15 protein-coding genes and 1 tRNA gene are annotated in these 15,366 nt (G+C 65.0%); 6 read left to right on the top strand and 10 right to left on the bottom strand.

What is annotated here, in order from left to right; genetic code table 11:
- Nucleotides 1-10: 10 nt before the first annotated feature.
- From EL2594_RS11320 to EL2594_RS11310, 3 genes are all read right to left on the bottom strand, one after another.
- A complete protein-coding gene (locus EL2594_RS11320; RefSeq protein ID WP_011415215.1) occupies nt 11-478 on the bottom strand; it encodes a DoxX family protein in 468 nt (155 codons plus the stop codon).
- 42 nt (nt 479-520) lie between these two features.
- Nucleotides 521-1,702, bottom strand: a complete 1,182-nt coding sequence (locus EL2594_RS11315; protein ID WP_011415214.1) for a saccharopine dehydrogenase family protein — start codon at nt 1,700-1,702, stop codon at nt 521-523.
- Between the two features lie 78 nt (nt 1,703-1,780).
- A complete protein-coding gene (locus EL2594_RS11310) occupies nt 1,781-2,965 on the bottom strand; it encodes an acyl-CoA dehydrogenase family protein (protein ID WP_011415213.1) in 1,185 nt (394 codons plus the stop codon).
- Nucleotides 2,966-3,126: 161 nt separating this feature from the next.
- Between EL2594_RS11310 and EL2594_RS11305 the strand changes: the two genes are divergently transcribed.
- Nucleotides 3,127-3,798, top strand: coding sequence for a flavodoxin reductase (locus EL2594_RS11305; protein WP_041686034.1), 672 nt, complete (start codon nt 3,127-3,129; stop codon nt 3,796-3,798).
- Nucleotides 3,799-3,808: 10 nt separating this feature from the next.
- Here the strand turns inward: EL2594_RS11305 and EL2594_RS11300 are convergent, their stop codons facing one another.
- From EL2594_RS11300 to putA, 4 genes are all read right to left on the bottom strand, one after another.
- Nucleotides 3,809-4,609, bottom strand: coding sequence for an acyl-CoA thioesterase (locus tag EL2594_RS11300; protein ID WP_011415211.1), 801 nt, complete (start codon nt 4,607-4,609; stop codon nt 3,809-3,811).
- A gap of 109 nt (nt 4,610-4,718) precedes the next feature.
- Nucleotides 4,719-5,273 (bottom strand): dCTP deaminase, encoded by a 555-nt coding sequence (gene dcd / locus EL2594_RS11295; protein WP_011415210.1) that lies wholly within the window; start codon nt 5,271-5,273, stop codon nt 4,719-4,721.
- An 83-nt stretch (nt 5,274-5,356) separates the two neighbouring features.
- Complete coding sequence (locus EL2594_RS11290) at nt 5,357-5,881, bottom strand: hypothetical protein (RefSeq protein ID WP_011415209.1); 525 nt, start codon at nt 5,879-5,881, stop codon at nt 5,357-5,359.
- A gap of 59 nt (nt 5,882-5,940) precedes the next feature.
- Entirely contained in the window at nt 5,941-9,063 is a 3,123-nt protein-coding gene (gene putA, locus EL2594_RS11285) for a bifunctional proline dehydrogenase/L-glutamate gamma-semialdehyde dehydrogenase PutA (RefSeq protein WP_011415208.1), read from the bottom strand.
- Nucleotides 9,064-9,209: 146 nt separating this feature from the next.
- Here putA and EL2594_RS11280 point away from each other — a divergent pair, with 146 nt between their 5' ends.
- Nucleotides 9,210-10,109: an SDR family oxidoreductase gene (locus EL2594_RS11280; RefSeq protein WP_011415207.1), complete on the top strand. Its 900-nt coding sequence runs from the start codon at nt 9,210-9,212 to the stop codon at nt 10,107-10,109.
- Nucleotides 10,110-10,113: 4 nt separating this feature from the next.
- Nucleotides 10,114-10,941, top strand: coding sequence for a hypothetical protein (locus EL2594_RS11275; protein ID WP_155806046.1), 828 nt, complete (start codon nt 10,114-10,116; stop codon nt 10,939-10,941).
- Here the strand turns inward: EL2594_RS11275 and EL2594_RS11270 are convergent.
- From EL2594_RS11270 to EL2594_RS11260, 3 genes are all read right to left on the bottom strand, one after another.
- Nucleotides 10,938-11,813: a DUF1295 domain-containing protein gene (locus tag EL2594_RS11270; protein ID WP_011415205.1), complete on the bottom strand. Its 876-nt coding sequence runs from the start codon at nt 11,811-11,813 to the stop codon at nt 10,938-10,940. The two genes, EL2594_RS11275 and EL2594_RS11270, sit on opposite strands and share 4 nt — an antisense overlap.
- 106 nt (nt 11,814-11,919) lie before the next feature.
- Nucleotides 11,920-12,007 (bottom strand) — tRNA-Leu (locus EL2594_RS11265).
- A gap of 110 nt (nt 12,008-12,117) precedes the next feature.
- A complete protein-coding gene (locus tag EL2594_RS11260) occupies nt 12,118-13,002 on the bottom strand; it encodes an MJ0042-type zinc finger domain-containing protein (RefSeq protein ID WP_011415204.1) in 885 nt (294 codons plus the stop codon).
- A 152-nt stretch (nt 13,003-13,154) separates the two neighbouring features.
- On the opposite strand from EL2594_RS11260, the gene ftsE reads away from it, so the two are divergent.
- From ftsE to EL2594_RS11245, 3 genes are read left to right on the top strand one after another with little or no spacing between them, the layout of a single operon-like run.
- The gene (ftsE, locus tag EL2594_RS11255; protein ID WP_011415203.1) at nt 13,155-13,901 is read left to right on the top strand and encodes a cell division ATP-binding protein FtsE; all 747 of its coding nucleotides are present in this window, start codon (nt 13,155-13,157) and stop codon (nt 13,899-13,901) included.
- Complete coding sequence (locus EL2594_RS11250) at nt 13,898-14,833, top strand: cell division protein FtsX (protein ID WP_011415202.1); 936 nt, start codon at nt 13,898-13,900, stop codon at nt 14,831-14,833. Before ftsE ends, EL2594_RS11250 begins: the two co-directional genes overlap by 4 nt.
- Entirely contained in the window at nt 14,830-15,360 is a 531-nt protein-coding gene (locus EL2594_RS11245; RefSeq protein WP_011415201.1) for a YdcF family protein, read from the top strand. Before EL2594_RS11250 ends, EL2594_RS11245 begins: the two co-directional genes overlap by 4 nt.
- Nucleotides 15,361-15,366 lie beyond the last annotated feature (6 nt).

The raw sequence follows: 15,366 nt of genomic DNA, 5'->3' as shown, positions 1-15,366 counted from the left end.
CCGTCGCGTTCTAGTCGTGTCGTGCCGTGGCGGCGGTTTCCGCCCCCTTGGCACGGCCTTCGGCGTGGGCGGCCTTGATTTCGGCCTTCCGCGCCCGGTCACGCTCGCGCCATTTGTCGACCGAACCGCGTGCCTGGCCATAGGCCACGACTATCAATAGCCCGCCGGCGATGGCGAGGTTCTTCAGGGCCATCGTCATCTGCGTCGGATCGCTGACCTGCGCGTGGAACAGCGGGATCGTCAACAGGGTGAAGACCGCCAGCACGAAGGCGCTCAGCCGCGTCATGAAACCTGCTGCAAGAAACAGCCCGGCCACCAGTTCGAAAATCCCGGTTGGCAACGCCAGCGACGGCGGAAGTGCCGTCTGCGCCTCGATATAGGCGGCAGTGTCTGCCGGATTCATGATCTTGTTCAATCCCGCGAGGATGAACAGCAGCGCCAGCATCAGGCGGCCTGCAATCGATGCGATCATGGCCATTATGGTCTCTCCCCAAATAACGCGCGCCGGTAGCGCGCGCGGTCAGCTCTCGACCGCGAAGGCAATCTCCGCGTTTTCCTCAAGCCTTTCAACCAGTTTCTCGCCGAGGAAAGAGCCCGGCGTGCCGACCCCGCCGGGCGTATCTTTGTGGAGCAGCGCCATGCCGGTTTCTGCCAGCATCCGGCTGGTGGAGCCGTAGCCGGGATCGTACTTGCCCGTGACGCCGTAGCGGATCTCTTCGCCGCTATCGGTTTTGCCGATGAAGAGGACATCGTAGAAACCGTTTTCGCGCTCTTCCTCGCTCGGCCCCTCGCCGGGTTTGGGCGGCTTCGCGCCGAACGGGTTCTTGAGCATTTCCGCGACCGCATTGGCGGCAGCCTTGCCGGCATCGCCGGGGCTGGTGAGCATCATCTCATCGTATTTGAAGTCCTCGCCATAAGGATGGCCGAGCAGGAAATTGGTGCGGTGCACGTTTTTGGTGTTGATCGTCGCCATGATGAAGGGCGCGGCCCATTTGCCGGTGTCTTCGTCATATTCCGGCAGCAGGCCGCTCGGCTGGTTCGGCCCTTCGAAGCCTGGCGTGAGGCCGAACGGGCTTTGCAGGATCGAGATCAGCTTGGGGTTCTTGGCGACCGACTTCATCGTCGCGGTGAGGCTGGCGGCGGTGCCGCCCGAGAAGGTGCCCTGCATCCCGCGCACGCGGCCCTTCACCCGGCTGGCAGGCTTGCCGAAGCGTTCCTTCGCTTCCTTTTGCAGCATGAAGACGCCGAGGTCGAAGGGGATCGAATCGAACCCGCTCGAAAAGCAGATCCGCGCGCCGCTGGTCTTGGCGGCTTCATGGTGCTTGTCGATCTGTTCGCGCATCCAGCCCGGCTCACCGCACAGGTCGGCATAGTCGGTGCCGGTGGCGACGCAAGCGGCGACCAGATCGTCTCCGTAAAGCTGGTACGGGCCGACCGTCGTCAGCACGACCTTGGTGCGCTTGCACATGGCTTCCAATGCTTCGCGGCTGTCGGCGTCGGCGACCACCAGCGGCGTCTCATCGGGCGCGCCGATCAGTGTGCGCACATCCTCCAGCTTCGCCTTGTTGCGCCCTGCCATGGCCCACTTCGGTGCATCGTCGCGGCCCGCATACTGGCGTACGAAATGTTCGGCGACGAGGCGACCGGTATAGCCGGTGGCGCCATAGACGATGATGTCGAATTCGCGGGACTCTTTGCTCATGGGGTCTCTCCTTTGCGGCCCTGCATGGGCGCGCGCGTCCGGAGAGTCAAAGCCGCTATGACAGCGGGGGTTCCCGCCTCAGAACCCGAATTGACGGCTGGCGAGATCGTACATGATCTCTTCCGAACCACCGCCGATCGCCATTACCCGAACCTCGCGATAGATGCGCTCGACACGGTTGCCGCGCACGAAGCTCGCACCGCCCATGATCTGGCACGCCTCGCGCGCGCAATATTCCATGGTCTGCGTCGCCTGCACCTTGAGCAGCGCGAAATCGCCGGGAAAGGCGCAGTCTTCCTTCACCGTCCATGCCGCGTGGTCGATCATCGCCTGCGTCGCGTTGATCATCTGCAGCATCCGCGCGAGCTTGTGGCGGATCGCCTGGCGCGTCACCAGCGGGCGGCCGAAGGTCTCACGCTCGCGGGCCCAGTCGAGCGCATCTTCGTAGCACAGTCGGGCGTAAGCGGCGGCCTGCTGCGCCATGCCCAGACGCTCGCCGTTGAAATTGCGCATGATCCCGCCGAAGCCGTGGTTTTCCTCCCCGATCAGGTTTTCGGCAGGCACTTCGACATCGTCGAGATGGATTGTCGCGGTGTCCGAGGAATGCCAGCCCATTTTCTGCAGTGGCGTGCGGCTGACACCCGGGCGATCGGTCTCGACCAGCAGCAGCGAGATCCCGCCCATCCCGTCCCCGCCGGTGCGCACCGCTAGCGTGATAAAGTCGGCGCGCATGCCCGAAGTTATCAGCGTCTTTGCGCCATTGACCACGTAATGATCGCCGCGCCGCTCGGCCTTCGTCTTCAATTGTGCGACATCCGATCCACCGCCCGGCTCGGTAATGCCGAGGCAGATGATCTTCTCTCCCGACAGGACTTGCGGCGCGATGCGCTGCTGCAACTCGTCGCTGCCCATAGCGACGATCGGCGGCAGTCCGATGCCGTGGGTCAGCAGCGAGGCGGGGATGCCGCCCGCGCCGGGGCGACACATCTCTTCCGACTGGACGAGCGAGTGGAACGGGTCCCAGCCCTTTTCCTCCAACGTCCCGCTACCGCCGAGATGCTCGGGATAGCCGACACCGATGATCCCCGCTTCGGCCGCCTTGCGATGCAGCTCGCGCGGCAATTCGCCGGCTGCCTCCCATTCCTCAACATGCGGCATGATCTCTTGGCGGACGAAGGCGCGGACGCTGTCGCAAACCGCTTCGTGGGTAGCGTCGTAGTGCGGCGAGCGCGCGCGCCACTGGTCGAACAGGGGTGTGGTCATGGGCATCCTCGTTTCGCGTGTCCTCACCCTATCGCCGATGGTCGAGACTTGTCGACCGGCTGCGCGCGGTAGTGGGAACCGCCGTAGAAAGCGGCTCGTTGAAAAGGGTGAAGGGCGGCGGCCAACGCTGGCCCGCAAACCGCAATCAGGAATACGCCCGCATGTCCCACTTGCTCACGCTGCAATCGATCCGGTCCGTTACGCACAACGTGAACGAGCTTACCTTCCCGAAACCCGATGGATTCGATTTCCGCCCGGGGCAGGCGACGGACTTCGCGCTCGACCGAGACGGCTGGCGCGACGAGCAACACCCTTTCACCTTCGCTTCACTGCCCGCTGCGGATCACCTGCAATTCGTCATCAAATCCTATCCCTCCCATGATGGCGTGACCGAGCAGATCGGGCAGATGCAGCCGGGTGACGGTGTCATGATCGAAGACCCGTGGGGCGCGATCGAAGACAGGGGGCCGGGCACGATCATCGCTGGCGGGGCGGGGATCACGCCTTTCATTGCGATCCTGCGCGCGCGGCAGGCGGAGCACGGCGATCTCGAAGGCTATCGCCTGATCTTCTCCAACAGCGAGGAGAAGGACATCATCCTGCGCGACGAGCTGGAAAAGATGCCGGGGCTCAAGCTCGACCTCGTGCTGACCGACGAGAATGTCCAAGGCCTGCACCACGGCCAGATCGACGGAGAATTTCTTGAACAGGTCGGCGTCGATTTCAACGGTATTGTCTATCTGTGCGGCCCGCCGCCAATGGAAGAAGACCTCGCCACAGCGCTCAAGGCCCGCGGCGTGACCGACGACAGGCTGGTGCGGGAGGAAGACTAAAGCGCCGAAGTCAGGCTTCGGAAGAAGCTTGCGGGGTGCGCGGCAGCACGCCGCTCTGGCTCGAAATAGCAAGCAACCGTCCGCCCTCGCTGAAATGCCGGGCCGAGCCGTGCACCACACCGCGCGAGTAGGCGCCGAAGTCGGTGACCGACAGCACCCAGCCGGGCTCGCAAGGCTGGACGAAGCGCAGCATTGCATCGAGGCTCGACGACCCCGGCCCGCGCGCACCGGGGTGCGCGCCGAGGAAAAAGTCGGAAATGATCGCCAGCCACGCGGCATCGACGGCGAACCCGGCGCGGCTGCGGGTCCAGATCGCCTGCAGGCCGCGCGCATTGTCTTCGGCGGCGATGCGATAGTCCATCTGGTCGAGCAAGCCGCCCGGAGCGACCGGATAGGTATGGGCCCGCTCTTCGCTTTCATCGGGGGCAGGCACGTCCGGCATCTCGGCAAATAGCGTCTGCTCGCTCGGCTCGCGTGCCCCGAGAGCCGCGCTCGCGCGATGCGTGGGCCGGCCATTGACGTGAGCACTCGCGGCATACTGAGCAATCGCCCGGCCGCCACCACATTGCTCGCAGGAAATCTCCAACTCTTCGACGTGCTGGGTCGGGCTGAGGAACTGCACATGCGCGTATTGCAGCGGCAATTCGCTCTCCAGTTCCATCGCGTCGATCAGGGCCGCGAGGGCGACGCCGCCCATGACATGCGGCGCGCCCTCCGGCCCTACAGTGGCGGCCGGCATGATGGGCAACAGGAATCGCCCCGCGCCTTCTTTGGGGACGCAGCGCCAGAACGGCACTTTTGAGGTGGTCATGTTCTTCCCAAGGCCGCGCCACCCGCTCCCTCCACCCTTCCACCCGGATCGTACTCCGGAGTTATCATCCGGGTGGAAGGGTGGAGGGAGCGGGTGGCATGGATCATTCTCATAAACGCGGCAGCGTCACGCCGCGCTGGCCCATATATTTGCCGGCGCGGTCGGCATAGGTGACTTCGGGTCGCTCGTTGCCTTGCAGGAACAGGAATTGGCACGCGCCTTCATTGGCGTAGATTTTGGCCGGGAGCGGCGTGGTATTGGAAAACTCCAGCGTCACATGGCCTTCCCAACCCGGCTCCAGCGGCGTGACGTTCACAATGATCCCGCAACGGGCATAGGTGCTCTTGCCGAGACAGATGACCAGCACGTCTTCCGGGATGCGGAAATATTCGACCGTGCGGGCCAGCGCGAAGCTGTTGGGCGGGATGATGCAGACTTCGGTCTCACGGTCGACCAGACTGTCGCCGTCGAAATCCTTGGGATCCACAACCGCGCTGTTGACGTTTGTGAAGATCTTGAATTCGGGTGCGACGCGGGCGTCGTAGCCGAACGAGCTGAGACCGTAGGAAATGCAGCCGTCGCGCCGCTGCGCTTCCTCGAACGGTTCGATCATGCCGCGCGTCTGCGCCGCTTCGCGAATCCACTTGTCGCTGAGAATTGCCATGCGCGAGTGATTCCGGACTTGGCGCGGCGGGGCAAGGGCCAAGCCGATGTTACCCCCCTCCTGTGAAGAGGAGGCGCTTTGTGTCAGAGCTGCTTGGCGCCCAGGCTCGGGTTGAGCTTCGCCACGTGGTTCAACCACTTCTTGGGGCGGCGCAACATCTTCTGAGGGTATTCGACCTTGAGGCCAGCCAGCTGCGCCATACGGCCGACGAAATGGATGCAATTGCGCGTTTCCAGGCTGTAGAACTTGCCCGGCGCGTTGCGCCATTTGTCGACCTCGGCCCGGACCTTGCGGTACTGCGCGTCGGTCAGCGAAAGGGTGAAATGCCGGTTGGTCTTGCGGATCATGTCCGGCTCTTCATGGATGATGGCGTGTTCGACCGGGCCGTTGAGGATCGCCGGCGTGGTCTTCGCTGCCGAGAAACCGTAATTCTCTTTCACCACCGTCCCGTCGGACAGCTTGCCCTCCAGCACCACGAAGGCATGCGGATAGCGTCCGAACAGCACGGACCCGTTGAAGGAATGGAAGTGCATCTTCACCTCCGCCATCGCCGCGTGCGACCAGGCGAGAGCGAATATTGCGATGAAAAGCTTGAGGAATCGGCCCATGGCGGCGCTGTATAATCATTCAGCGCCGCCTTGCGAACCCCCCTCTTGGTCGGCCGTCGCTAACTCGCCAGCAGTGTTGCGTTGCCGCCCGCAGCCGTGGTGTCGATACAGACTACCCGCTCGGTCGCAAAGCGGGCGACATAATGCGGGCCGCCCGCCTTGGGGCCGGTGCCCGACAGACCCTCGCCGCCGAAGGGCTGGCTTTCCACCACCGCGCCGATCTGGTTGCGGTTGACGTAGAAATTGCCGACCCGCGCGCGCGCTTCTACATAACGGCGCGTCGCTTCGATGCGGCTGTGCAGGCCCAACGTCAGGCCATAGCCGGTCGAATTGATGTCCGCGATGACCCGGTTGAGCCCGTCGGCCTTGTAGCGCGCAACGTGCAGGATCGGCCCGAAATTCTCGCGCTTCAGATCGAGGATCGAGTCGAGCTCGATAATGGTTGGCGCGACGAAGCAGCCGTTGGCGGTGCCGCGCGGAAGCTTGCGCCGCCACACCGTGCGCCCGGCCTTCTTGCGCCGCGCGACATGGCGTTCGAGCGCAGCCTTGGCATCGGGATCGATCACCGGGCCGACATCGATGGCGAAATCGGTCGGATCGCCGATCTGCAATGCTGCGAACGCGCCGCGGATCATCGCCAGCATGTCGTCGTATACGTCGTCCTGGATGTAGAGCATGCGCTGGGCCGAACAGCGCTGGCCGGCGCTCTGGAACGCGCTGGCGACGACATCGCGCGCGACCTGTTCGGGCAAGGCAGAACTGTCGACGATCATGGCGTTCTGCCCACCGGTTTCGGCGATAAACGTCGCGATCGGCCCTTCGCGTGCGGCGAGCGAGCGGTTGATCGCCTGCGCGGTCTCGGTCGAGCCGGTAAAGGCGACCCCTGCTATGCGCGGATCGCCGGTAATCATCTGCCCGACATCGCCCGCCCCCGGGAGGAGCTGGAAGACTTCCTCGGGAATACCCGCCTCGTGGCATAGCTTCACCGCCAGCGCGGCGATCAGTGGGGTCTGCTCGGCGGGCTTGGCGATGACGGTATTGCCCGCCGCCATCGCGGCGGCGGCAGGGCCGATGAAGATTGCCAGCGGGAAGTTCCACGGGCTGATGGTTGCGAATACGCCGCGCCCGGCAAGATGCAGGCGGTTTTCCTCGCCGGTCGGACCCGGCAGCATGATCGGGGCGCTGAATTGCCGCCGCGCTTCGGTGGCGTAATAGCGCAGGAAGTCGACCGCCTCGCGAACCTCCAGCACGCCGTCGAGCACGGTCTTCCCCGCCTCGCGCCGACACAGGCTGAGGAATTCGTCCATGTGGTCTTCGAACAGGTCGGCGGCGGCTTCGAGCAGCACGGCTCGCTTCTCGCCGCCGAGGGCGTTCCACCCCGGCTGGATGAATTCGGCCTGCGTGATGGCCGCGCGCACTTCCTCTTCGGTCGAATCGCGGCGCGTGCCAACTTCGTGCGTCAGGTCCTGCGGCGCATTGATCGGCGCTTCCTCGCCCGCGTCTTCGGACGGGAAGGTCGGCCCGGCATACCAGTGCCTGCTTTCGAGCGCCTCGAGCCGCTGCAGCAGCGGATCGCGCACGAGCGGATCGGCGAGGTCGACACCGATGCTGTTGCGCCGCCCCGGGAAAATATCCGCCGGGAGCGGGATGTCCGGATTGCGCTTGGGCTCGAGCAGTGCGAGCTCCTCGACCGGGTCGTTGGCGAGTTCCACCGCCGGTACTTCGGCATCGGCCATGCGGTTGACGAAGGAGGAGTTGGCGCCGTTTTCCAGCAGGCGGCGGACGAGATAGGCCAGCAGGTCCTTGTGCACGCCGACCGGCGCGTAGATGCGTACCGGTGTCTTGCGGTTGCCCTCCTGCGCGGCAAGCGCTTCGAACAACTCTTCGCCCATGCCGTGCAAGCGCTGGAACTCGAACTCGGTATGTCCTGCAAGAGCCTTTACCGCGCCGACCGTATAGGCGTTGTGTGTCGCGAAGGCCGGATAGATCGCGTCGGGCGCTTCGAGCAGTTTCGCAGCGCAGGCGAGGTAGGAAACATCTGTCGCCACCTTGCGGGTGAAAACCGGGAAGTCCTCGTAGCCGCCGACCTGGCTCAGCTTGATCTCGGTGTCCCAATACGCGCCTTTGACCAGACGCACCATGAAGCGGCGATCATGCCGCCGGGCGAGCTTGACGATCCAGTCGCACAGCGGCGCGGCGCGTTTCTGATAGGCCTGGATGGCGAGGCCGAAGCCGTCCCAGCGGGTGCCGTCGGCCTTAGTAAACAGCGCATCGTCCGCCGCCAGCCGCTCAATGATATCGAGCGAAATCTCAAGCCGCTCGGCTTCCTCGGCATCGATGTTGAAGTGCATGTTGGCATCGCGCGCCTTGATGGCGAGATCGCGCAACATCGGCACCAGCGCCTCGACCGCGGCATCCTGGTGGAAGATGTCGTACTTCGGATAGAGCGCCGACAGCTTGACCGAAATACCGGGGCTCGACTGGATCGTCCCGTCGGTCTCGCCCGCCAGCCGCTCGATCGCACGCTCGTAGGCCCGGCGGTAGCGCTCCGCATCTTCGAAGGTCATCGCCGCTTCGCCGAGCATGTCGAAACTGTGCGTCAGGCCCTTCGCCCGTTCCGGCTTGGCGCGTTTCAGCGCTTCGCCGATCGTGCGGCCATAAACGAACTGCCCACCGAGAATCCGCATCGCCTGCAGCGTCGCCTTGCGGATCACCGGCTCGCCCAGCCGGTTGACGGTCCGCTTCAGCGTCTTGCCCATGCCGCGTTGGTGCTCTTCGGGCCGTTCCAGCACTTCGCCGGTCAGCATCAGCGAGAAGGTCGCCGCGTTGACGAAGGTGGAGGAGCTTTCGCCCAGATGTTCGCCCCAGTCGATATCGCCCAGCTTGTCGCGGATCAGCGCGTCGGCGGTCTCGTGATCGGGCACGCGTAGCAGCGCCTCGGCAAGACACATCAGCGCGATGCCTTCCTCTGTCGCGAGGCCATAGGTATGCAGGAATGCGTCGATCCCGCTCGCCTTGCGGCTGCGCGCGTCTTCGATCAGCCTTACCGCCAGAGCCTGCGCTTCCTCGTGGCGCGCGGAAACGGGCGCGGCCTGTTTAAGCCGTTCGGCAACGCAGGCATTCTCCTCCTGCCGATAGGCGGTCCGGAAATGCAAGCGGTTCAAAGGGGCGATCTTGGACATAGGGGTGGTCGATTTTCTCCTGTGGCGAGTCGTGTCCATCGCAGCGAATTGGACCCGAAGAGCGTATCATTCAAGGAAAGTCGCCAAGCCGGTTCGATCCCGCTATCGCAGCGAAATAAACGAACAGCGGGTGAGGAGAGAACGCCATGGATATTACCAAACTGATGTATCGCGATCGCTTGATGGAAGGCGAGCGTATCCTCGTCACCGGCGGTGGGACCGGGCTGGGCAAGGAAATGACCGAGGCGTTTCTCAAGCTCGGCGCGGAGGTGCACATCTGCGGGCGGCGCGAAGGCAAGCTCACCGAAACTGCCGACGAACTGATGAGCCGGCATGGCGGAACCGTCGTGGGCCATGCCTGCGACATTCGCGATCACGCCAATATCACCGCGATGATCGACACGATCTGGGAAGGCGGCGCGCTGACCGGTCTCGTCAACAATGCCGCGGGCAATTTCATCAGCCGTACCGAAGACCTTTCTATCAACGGCTTCAACGCCATCGCCGATATCGTCTTTCGCGGCACCTTCACCATGACGCATGAAGTCGGCACGCGGCTGATCAAGGAAGGCAAGCGCGGCAACTTCCTCTCGATCCTCACCACCTGGGTCTGGAACGGCGGGCCTTTCGTGGTCCCCTCCGCCATGAGCAAGGCGGGCATCAACGTAATGACGCAAAGCCTCGCGACCGAATGGGGCCGCTACGGCCTGCGCTTCAACGCCATCGCGCCGGGACTTTTTCCGACCGAGGGGATGAGCGCGCGGCTATCGCCCGGCGGACGCGGCGACAATTCTTCCGACCGGATGAACCCGATGGGGCGGCATGGCGAAATGCATGAGCTGGCCAATTTGGCCGTGTTCCTGATGGGGCCGGGGGCGGAATGGGTGAACGGGCAGACCATCGCCATCGACGGGGCCGGCTATCAGGCCAATTCGGGCAATTTCTACCAGACACTGGCGCCGCTGGGCGACGAGGACTGGGCGAAGATGCGCGAGATGATCAAGGGCACCAACGCCAAGGACAAGGCCGAGCGGACGACGGACTAACGCCGTGGCACAGGTAACGATGGAGCCCTGGGCGAAAGCGCAGGAGGTACTGGCCGACGGCGGGGTGGCGTTCACCGCCTCGCGCGATGGCGAGACCTGGCCGTGGCTCGCGCTTGATCCGCACGACCCGATCGTGATCCAGACGATCAATTTCTGGGCCAGCTATCAATGCGGCGAAGCGCGCGGTGGCTGGGAGCCGGGGCAGTGGACCGCGCTGACCTGGATGGAATGGCAGGCGGGCGCACCCGGCTGCGGCCATGCCACGCACGGCGTCGAGGACGTTTTCGAGAAGGAAGGCGAGCACTTCTACCGTCTGACGTTCTTCGACGATGCCGGCGCGCTCGTGGCGCGGATGACGGGCAAGGGGGTCGTGTTCCGCAACCGCGATTTCGAAGGTTGGCGCGCGAAGGAAAAGAAGCGGCTGCAGACGGAGACGATCAAGGATGCCTTCGCCTTCGCGCCCGTCGAACAGGTCGGCGCATCGACTGCGAACGGAAGCCTCTTATCGGCCCTCTCCACGGGCAAGGCACCCAGCGCCAGGGGTTTGATAACCGCAAAGAACGGCCTCGCGCCCGGCAACCCGCATCTCAGCGGGTCGGGCGATCATGTGAATGCGACGCACCTTGCCGAAGTCATGCGGCAATTCGACACGTTGCTGCGCGGCGGCGACAAGCGCCTGCCGCGCGGCGGGGAGATGCGTTTCATGCGCTATGTCGAGCTCGGCGTGCCGCTGACGGTCAGCCTCAAGCCGGGCTGCGATCTCGCGCAGTGTATCGAGGCGGAAGTGCACCAAGCGGGTCGCCTTTGCACAACCGGACGCTTCGACTTCTAGCTCTTGGGCGGCAGCGGGATCAGCTTGGGCGTCTGCTTGCGATAGCGGATAAAGTCCTCGCGCTCGCCCCAGCGCTTGATCGCTTTCCGGTCGAGCATCGGGATGCCGCTCACGCTGGTGAGCAGGATATAGACGAAGATCGGCGAGATCAGCACCAGCCACGACCAGCCGCTGAGCAGCGGCACGGCCATCGCGGCGATCCCGGTCCACAGCACGATCTCCCCGAAGTAATTGGGATGCTGCGACCACGCCCACAGGCCCGACTTGATAAACTCGCCTTCATTGGCATCGTCGTGCTTGAAGGCTCTTTTCTGCTGATCGGCGACCACTTCGATGCCGAACCCGAACAACCAGAGTGCCGCGCCCAGCCAGAAAAAGGCGCCGAGCGGGGCCGGGTCGCTGGTGGTGATGATCGCAATGGCAGCGGCGGCGGTGAAGATGCCCCACAGCGCCTGCAGCGTCCACGCCACGAGGAAGCGCGCGGGATGCACCTTGATAGTGTCGAAGCGCGAATCTCCGCCGTCCTTGCTGATCCGCTTGAACAGGAAGATGCCGAGCCTGCCGGTCCAGACCAGCACCATGGCCGCCACTACCCAGGCGCGCGCATCGTGGGGTGCGGCCAGCGCCAGCGCCGTCAGGATCATGGCGGTGTAGGTGATCGAGCCGGTGAGGTCGTAATATTTCTCGGTCTGCGCGATGGCCGCTGGCACGAAGGCGATCCAGTTCACCGCCAGCGCGACGAGCGTGCAGAGGAAGAAGACACTTGTGCCGGACCATTCGACGCTGTCGGACCCGGCGAACCAGCCGAATGCCAGCCCGCCCGCCGCTGCGATTGCGACGACGATCAGGCTCTTTGCAGACTTTCCGGCCAATGCGACTCTCCCCCTGTGCACGACACGTGCCCGATCAATCGCCCGCGCGCAACATTGGTTCCGCGCAAGGCGGGATGGGGGATGCCATCGGGATCCGGAAAGGGGATGGTGCGGTCGAGAAGACTCGAACTTCCACGGGTTATTCACCCACAACGACCTCAACGTTGCGCGTCTACCAGTTCCGCCACGACCGCACACAGTCAGGGCCGCCAAAACGCTGCCCCGGAAGGTAGGAGCGCGCCCCTAGCAGCGAGTCGGCAGGCCCGCAAGCGGCTTTGCGCGGCAATTGCGCTGCGTCATGTGATTAGCTGGGGCTCCACCCGATCCGGGCCGAACGTGCCCGCTTGGGCACTTCGTTGTTCGCTTCATTGATGGTCACGCTTTCGCCCGGGGCGAGGCTTTGGGCAGGCGGTACGACCTCCCAGCGGAACACCCGGTTGCCGCTGGCATCGAAAAGCACGATCAGGACATTCGGAACGCGCTGCGTCTCGCGTCCGACATTGGTGATCGTGCCGCTGACTGCAAACAAAATGCTGCCGTTTGGCAACGTGCGGCGGTCCTGCTGGTCGGCGGGGAAATCGAGCACGAGATCGGGCTGGTCGAGGCCGAAGGTCGGCTGGCTGACGGGCACCCAGTCGGGCAGGCCGTAATAGGAGACGGCGGCGATCGTCGCAGCGGCGATAGCAGCAAAGACGGCTGCGGCGGCGGTCCAGATCTTGAGCGGGTTGCGACGCGGACGGAACGGCGGCTCGCGATCGAAGGCTGAATAATCGGGGTCCGGTTCCGGCATCGGCGGCAAGGACGGCGCGACATCCTGCACCGGCGGCGGTCCTTCGAGCGCGCCGGCCTCCTCGCGCTCCTCGTCATAGCCTTCGTCGGGTTCGGGAGGGCTTGGCTCGGCGGGGGCAGGTCGTCGTTGAGCTTCCGGATCGGCAGCTGGCCTTGCCCCGGTGGCAGACGCTTCGCCTTCGTCCTCGGCTGCCGCCGGGTTGTGTTCGGGCGGCGGCGGAGGAGGACGGACCTTGCCCGCCGGCTCGACCACCGCCTGCGTTTCGCTCAGCTCCAGTTCTGGGCCGTCCTGGAACCAGCTATGCTTGCACTTGGCGCAGCGCACCGTGCGCCCTTCCACGCCGATGGCACTGTCAGGCACGACATAGCGGGTGGAGCAGGCAGGGCAGGCGATGATCATGCGGATCCTGCCTTACGCCGCATGGCGAATCGCTGGCAAGGCCGCCTGCGGTGGATGCAATTCGCCTTGCCGCTTTTTTCCACATGCAAGGGCGGCTATAGGCCCAGCGGACATGCACAGCGCCGCCCAATTCCCCCTTGCAAGGATCGATCATGGCCGAGAGTGACGACGAAGTCGTGGCCTTCGACAATGTCGGGCTGCGCTATGGCCAGGGCAAGGAAGTACTGAGCGACATCTCGTTCACTTTGTGGCCGGGCAGCTTCTACTTTCTGACGGGCGCGAGCGGTGCGGGGAAAACCTCGCTGCTCAAGCTCCTCTACCTCGCCCAGCGCCCCTCGCGCGGGGCGATCCGCATGTTCGGCACCGATGTCATCACCCTGCCGCGCGCACGTCTGCCCGGCTACCGCCGCCGGCTGGGGGTCGTGTTCCAGGATTTCCGGCTGGTCCCGCACCTGTCGGCCTACGACAATATCGCCCTGCCGCTGCGGCTTTCGGGTGTGTCCGAGGCCGAGCTTACCAAGCCCGTCACCGACATGCTCGAATGGGTCGGCCTGGCGCAGCGCGCCGAAGCGCGCCCGGCAACGCTGTCAGGCGGAGAGCAGCAGCGCGTTGCGATCGCCCGCGCTGTAATTGGGCGGCCCGACCTGCTGGTGGCGGACGAGCCGACCGGTAACGTCGATCCCGAAATGGCGGTCAAGCTGTTGCGGCTGTTCGAAGCGCTCAACCGGCTCGGTACCACGGTAGTGGTGGCGACCCACGACCTGCACCTTCTGCAGAAGGTGCCGCAGAGCATGATTATGCGGCTCGACAAGGGGCGCCTGTCGGATCCGACCGGCGTGCTGCGCAATCCGCCGCGTCCGCCCAGAGCGTCGCCGCCCCGCGAAGGCTCGCGCGCATGACCGAGACGCCGCCTGCCCAGCGCCGGTCCCTGCGGCGCGGCTTCGGGCCGTTCCGGGGCAAGAAGGCCGCACAGCTCGTTTCGCAGGGAAGCCTTGCCGGACCGATGCCGTGGGTGATCGCGATCATGGTTGCGCTGACCGTGATTGCGACCGCTTCGGGCCTCGCGCTCAGCAACCTTGCGCAGGGCGCACGGGCCGAACTCTCGGGCGGTGCGACGGTGCAGATCGTCGAAGCCGATCCCGCCGAGCGCGAACGACAGGCCGCAGCGGTGGAGGAAGTGCTGGCCGGCTTCCCCGAGGTTGCGACCATCCGCCAGGTCCCCGAAAACGAACTTGAGCAACTGCTCGAACCATGGCTCGGCGCGGGTCTCGACGACGGAGCGGTCCCGATCCCCGCGCTGATCGACGTGCGGCTGCGCGAGGAAGCGACGCCCGACAAGCTGCGCCGCATGCGCGCGGCGCTGTTGCAGGCAGCGCCCGATGCCCGGATCGATGCGCAATCGACCTGGCTGCGCCCGGTCTTCTCGGCGATCGCTTCGCTGCAATATCTGGCGATCGCGCTGGTGGTCCTGCTGGCGGTGACCAGCGCGGCGGCGGTATTCCTCGCCGCCCGCAGCGCGCTCGGCACCAATCGCGAGACGATCGAGGTCGTGCATCTGCTCGGCGGGACCGACGGCCAGATCGCGCGCGTTTTCCAGCGTTCGGTCGCTTTCGATGCGGCGCTCGGCGGCGGGGTCGGGCTCGCGCTCGGGCTGGGCGCGGTGCTGTTCCTGGGCCAGCGCTTCGCTGCGCTCGACAGCGGCATGGTGACGGGCGGCGGGCTCGGCTGGCTGGACTGGCTGGCCATCGCCGCCGTGCCGCTGATCACGGTGGCCCTGGCAATGATAACCGCGCGGCTGACGGTCGTCGCTGCGTTGAGGCGAATGCTGTGATCTGGCGCCTTTTCCTGCTCGTCGTCGTCGCCTACGCACTCGGCTTCATGTGGTTCGCCGCCGCGCTGCCGCAGCCGCGCTTCGAAGGTGAGACCGACGCCGTGATCGTTCCCACCGGGGCAGCCGGACGGATCGATCGCGGGCTCGAAGTGCTGGACGGCGGCAAGGCCAGGATGATGCTGGTGACAGGCGTCGATCCCGAAGTCCGCCCGGCCGAATTCGCCGCCGAATTCGAGGTGTCGATGGAGCGGATGCGATGCTGCGTCTCGCTCGGATTCGATGCCGTCGACACGCGCGGCAATGCCGCGGAAACGGCCGACTGGGTGGCGGAAAATCGGATCAGGTCGCTGCGGCTGGTGACGACCGACTGGCACATGCGCCGCGCCTCGGGCGAGCTGCGCCAGAAGCTGCCGACCAATATCCGCATCGTCGAAGATGCAGTTGCGTCCGAGCCGTCGCTCGGCATCCTGTTCCTGGAATACAACAAGCTGTTGGCAACCTGGGCTTCGCGCCTCGTGCCGGTGTAAACGCGC

This window comes from Erythrobacter litoralis HTCC2594 (genome assembly GCF_000013005.1).
Taxonomy (GTDB): Bacteria; Pseudomonadota; Alphaproteobacteria; order Sphingomonadales; family Sphingomonadaceae; genus Parerythrobacter; species Parerythrobacter litoralis_A.
Note: the sequence above shows the minus strand (reverse complement) of the source record. Positions and strands in the feature narration are given on the sequence as shown.

Bases quoted from the DNA above. Each gene is read 5' to 3' on its own strand.
- EL2594_RS11290 (WP_011415209.1), bottom strand. From the start codon at position 5,881: ATGGGCCGATTCCTCAAGCTTTTCATCGCAATATTCGCTCTCGCCTGG.
- putA (WP_011415208.1), bottom strand. From the start codon at position 9,063: ATGTCCAAGATCGCCCCTTTGAACCGCTTGCATTTCCGGACCGCCTAT.
- EL2594_RS11315 (WP_011415214.1), bottom strand. From the start codon at position 1,702: ATGAGCAAAGAGTCCCGCGAATTCGACATCATCGTCTATGGCGCCACC.
- EL2594_RS11280 (WP_011415207.1), top strand. From the start codon at position 9,210: ATGGATATTACCAAACTGATGTATCGCGATCGCTTGATGGAAGGCGAG.
- EL2594_RS11310 (WP_011415213.1), bottom strand. From the start codon at position 2,965: ATGACCACACCCCTGTTCGACCAGTGGCGCGCGCGCTCGCCGCACTAC.
- EL2594_RS11250 (WP_011415202.1), top strand. From the start codon at position 13,898: ATGACCGAGACGCCGCCTGCCCAGCGCCGGTCCCTGCGGCGCGGCTTC.
- EL2594_RS11300 (WP_011415211.1), bottom strand. From the start codon at position 4,609: ATGACCACCTCAAAAGTGCCGTTCTGGCGCTGCGTCCCCAAAGAAGGC.
- EL2594_RS11320 (WP_011415215.1), bottom strand. From the start codon at position 478: ATGGCCATGATCGCATCGATTGCAGGCCGCCTGATGCTGGCGCTGCTG.
- ftsE (WP_011415203.1), top strand. From the start codon at position 13,155: ATGGCCGAGAGTGACGACGAAGTCGTGGCCTTCGACAATGTCGGGCTG.
- EL2594_RS11260 (WP_011415204.1), bottom strand. From the start codon at position 13,002: ATGATCATCGCCTGCCCTGCCTGCTCCACCCGCTATGTCGTGCCTGAC.
- dcd (WP_011415210.1), bottom strand. From the start codon at position 5,273: ATGGCAATTCTCAGCGACAAGTGGATTCGCGAAGCGGCGCAGACGCGC.
- EL2594_RS11305 (WP_041686034.1), top strand. From the start codon at position 3,127: ATGTCCCACTTGCTCACGCTGCAATCGATCCGGTCCGTTACGCACAAC.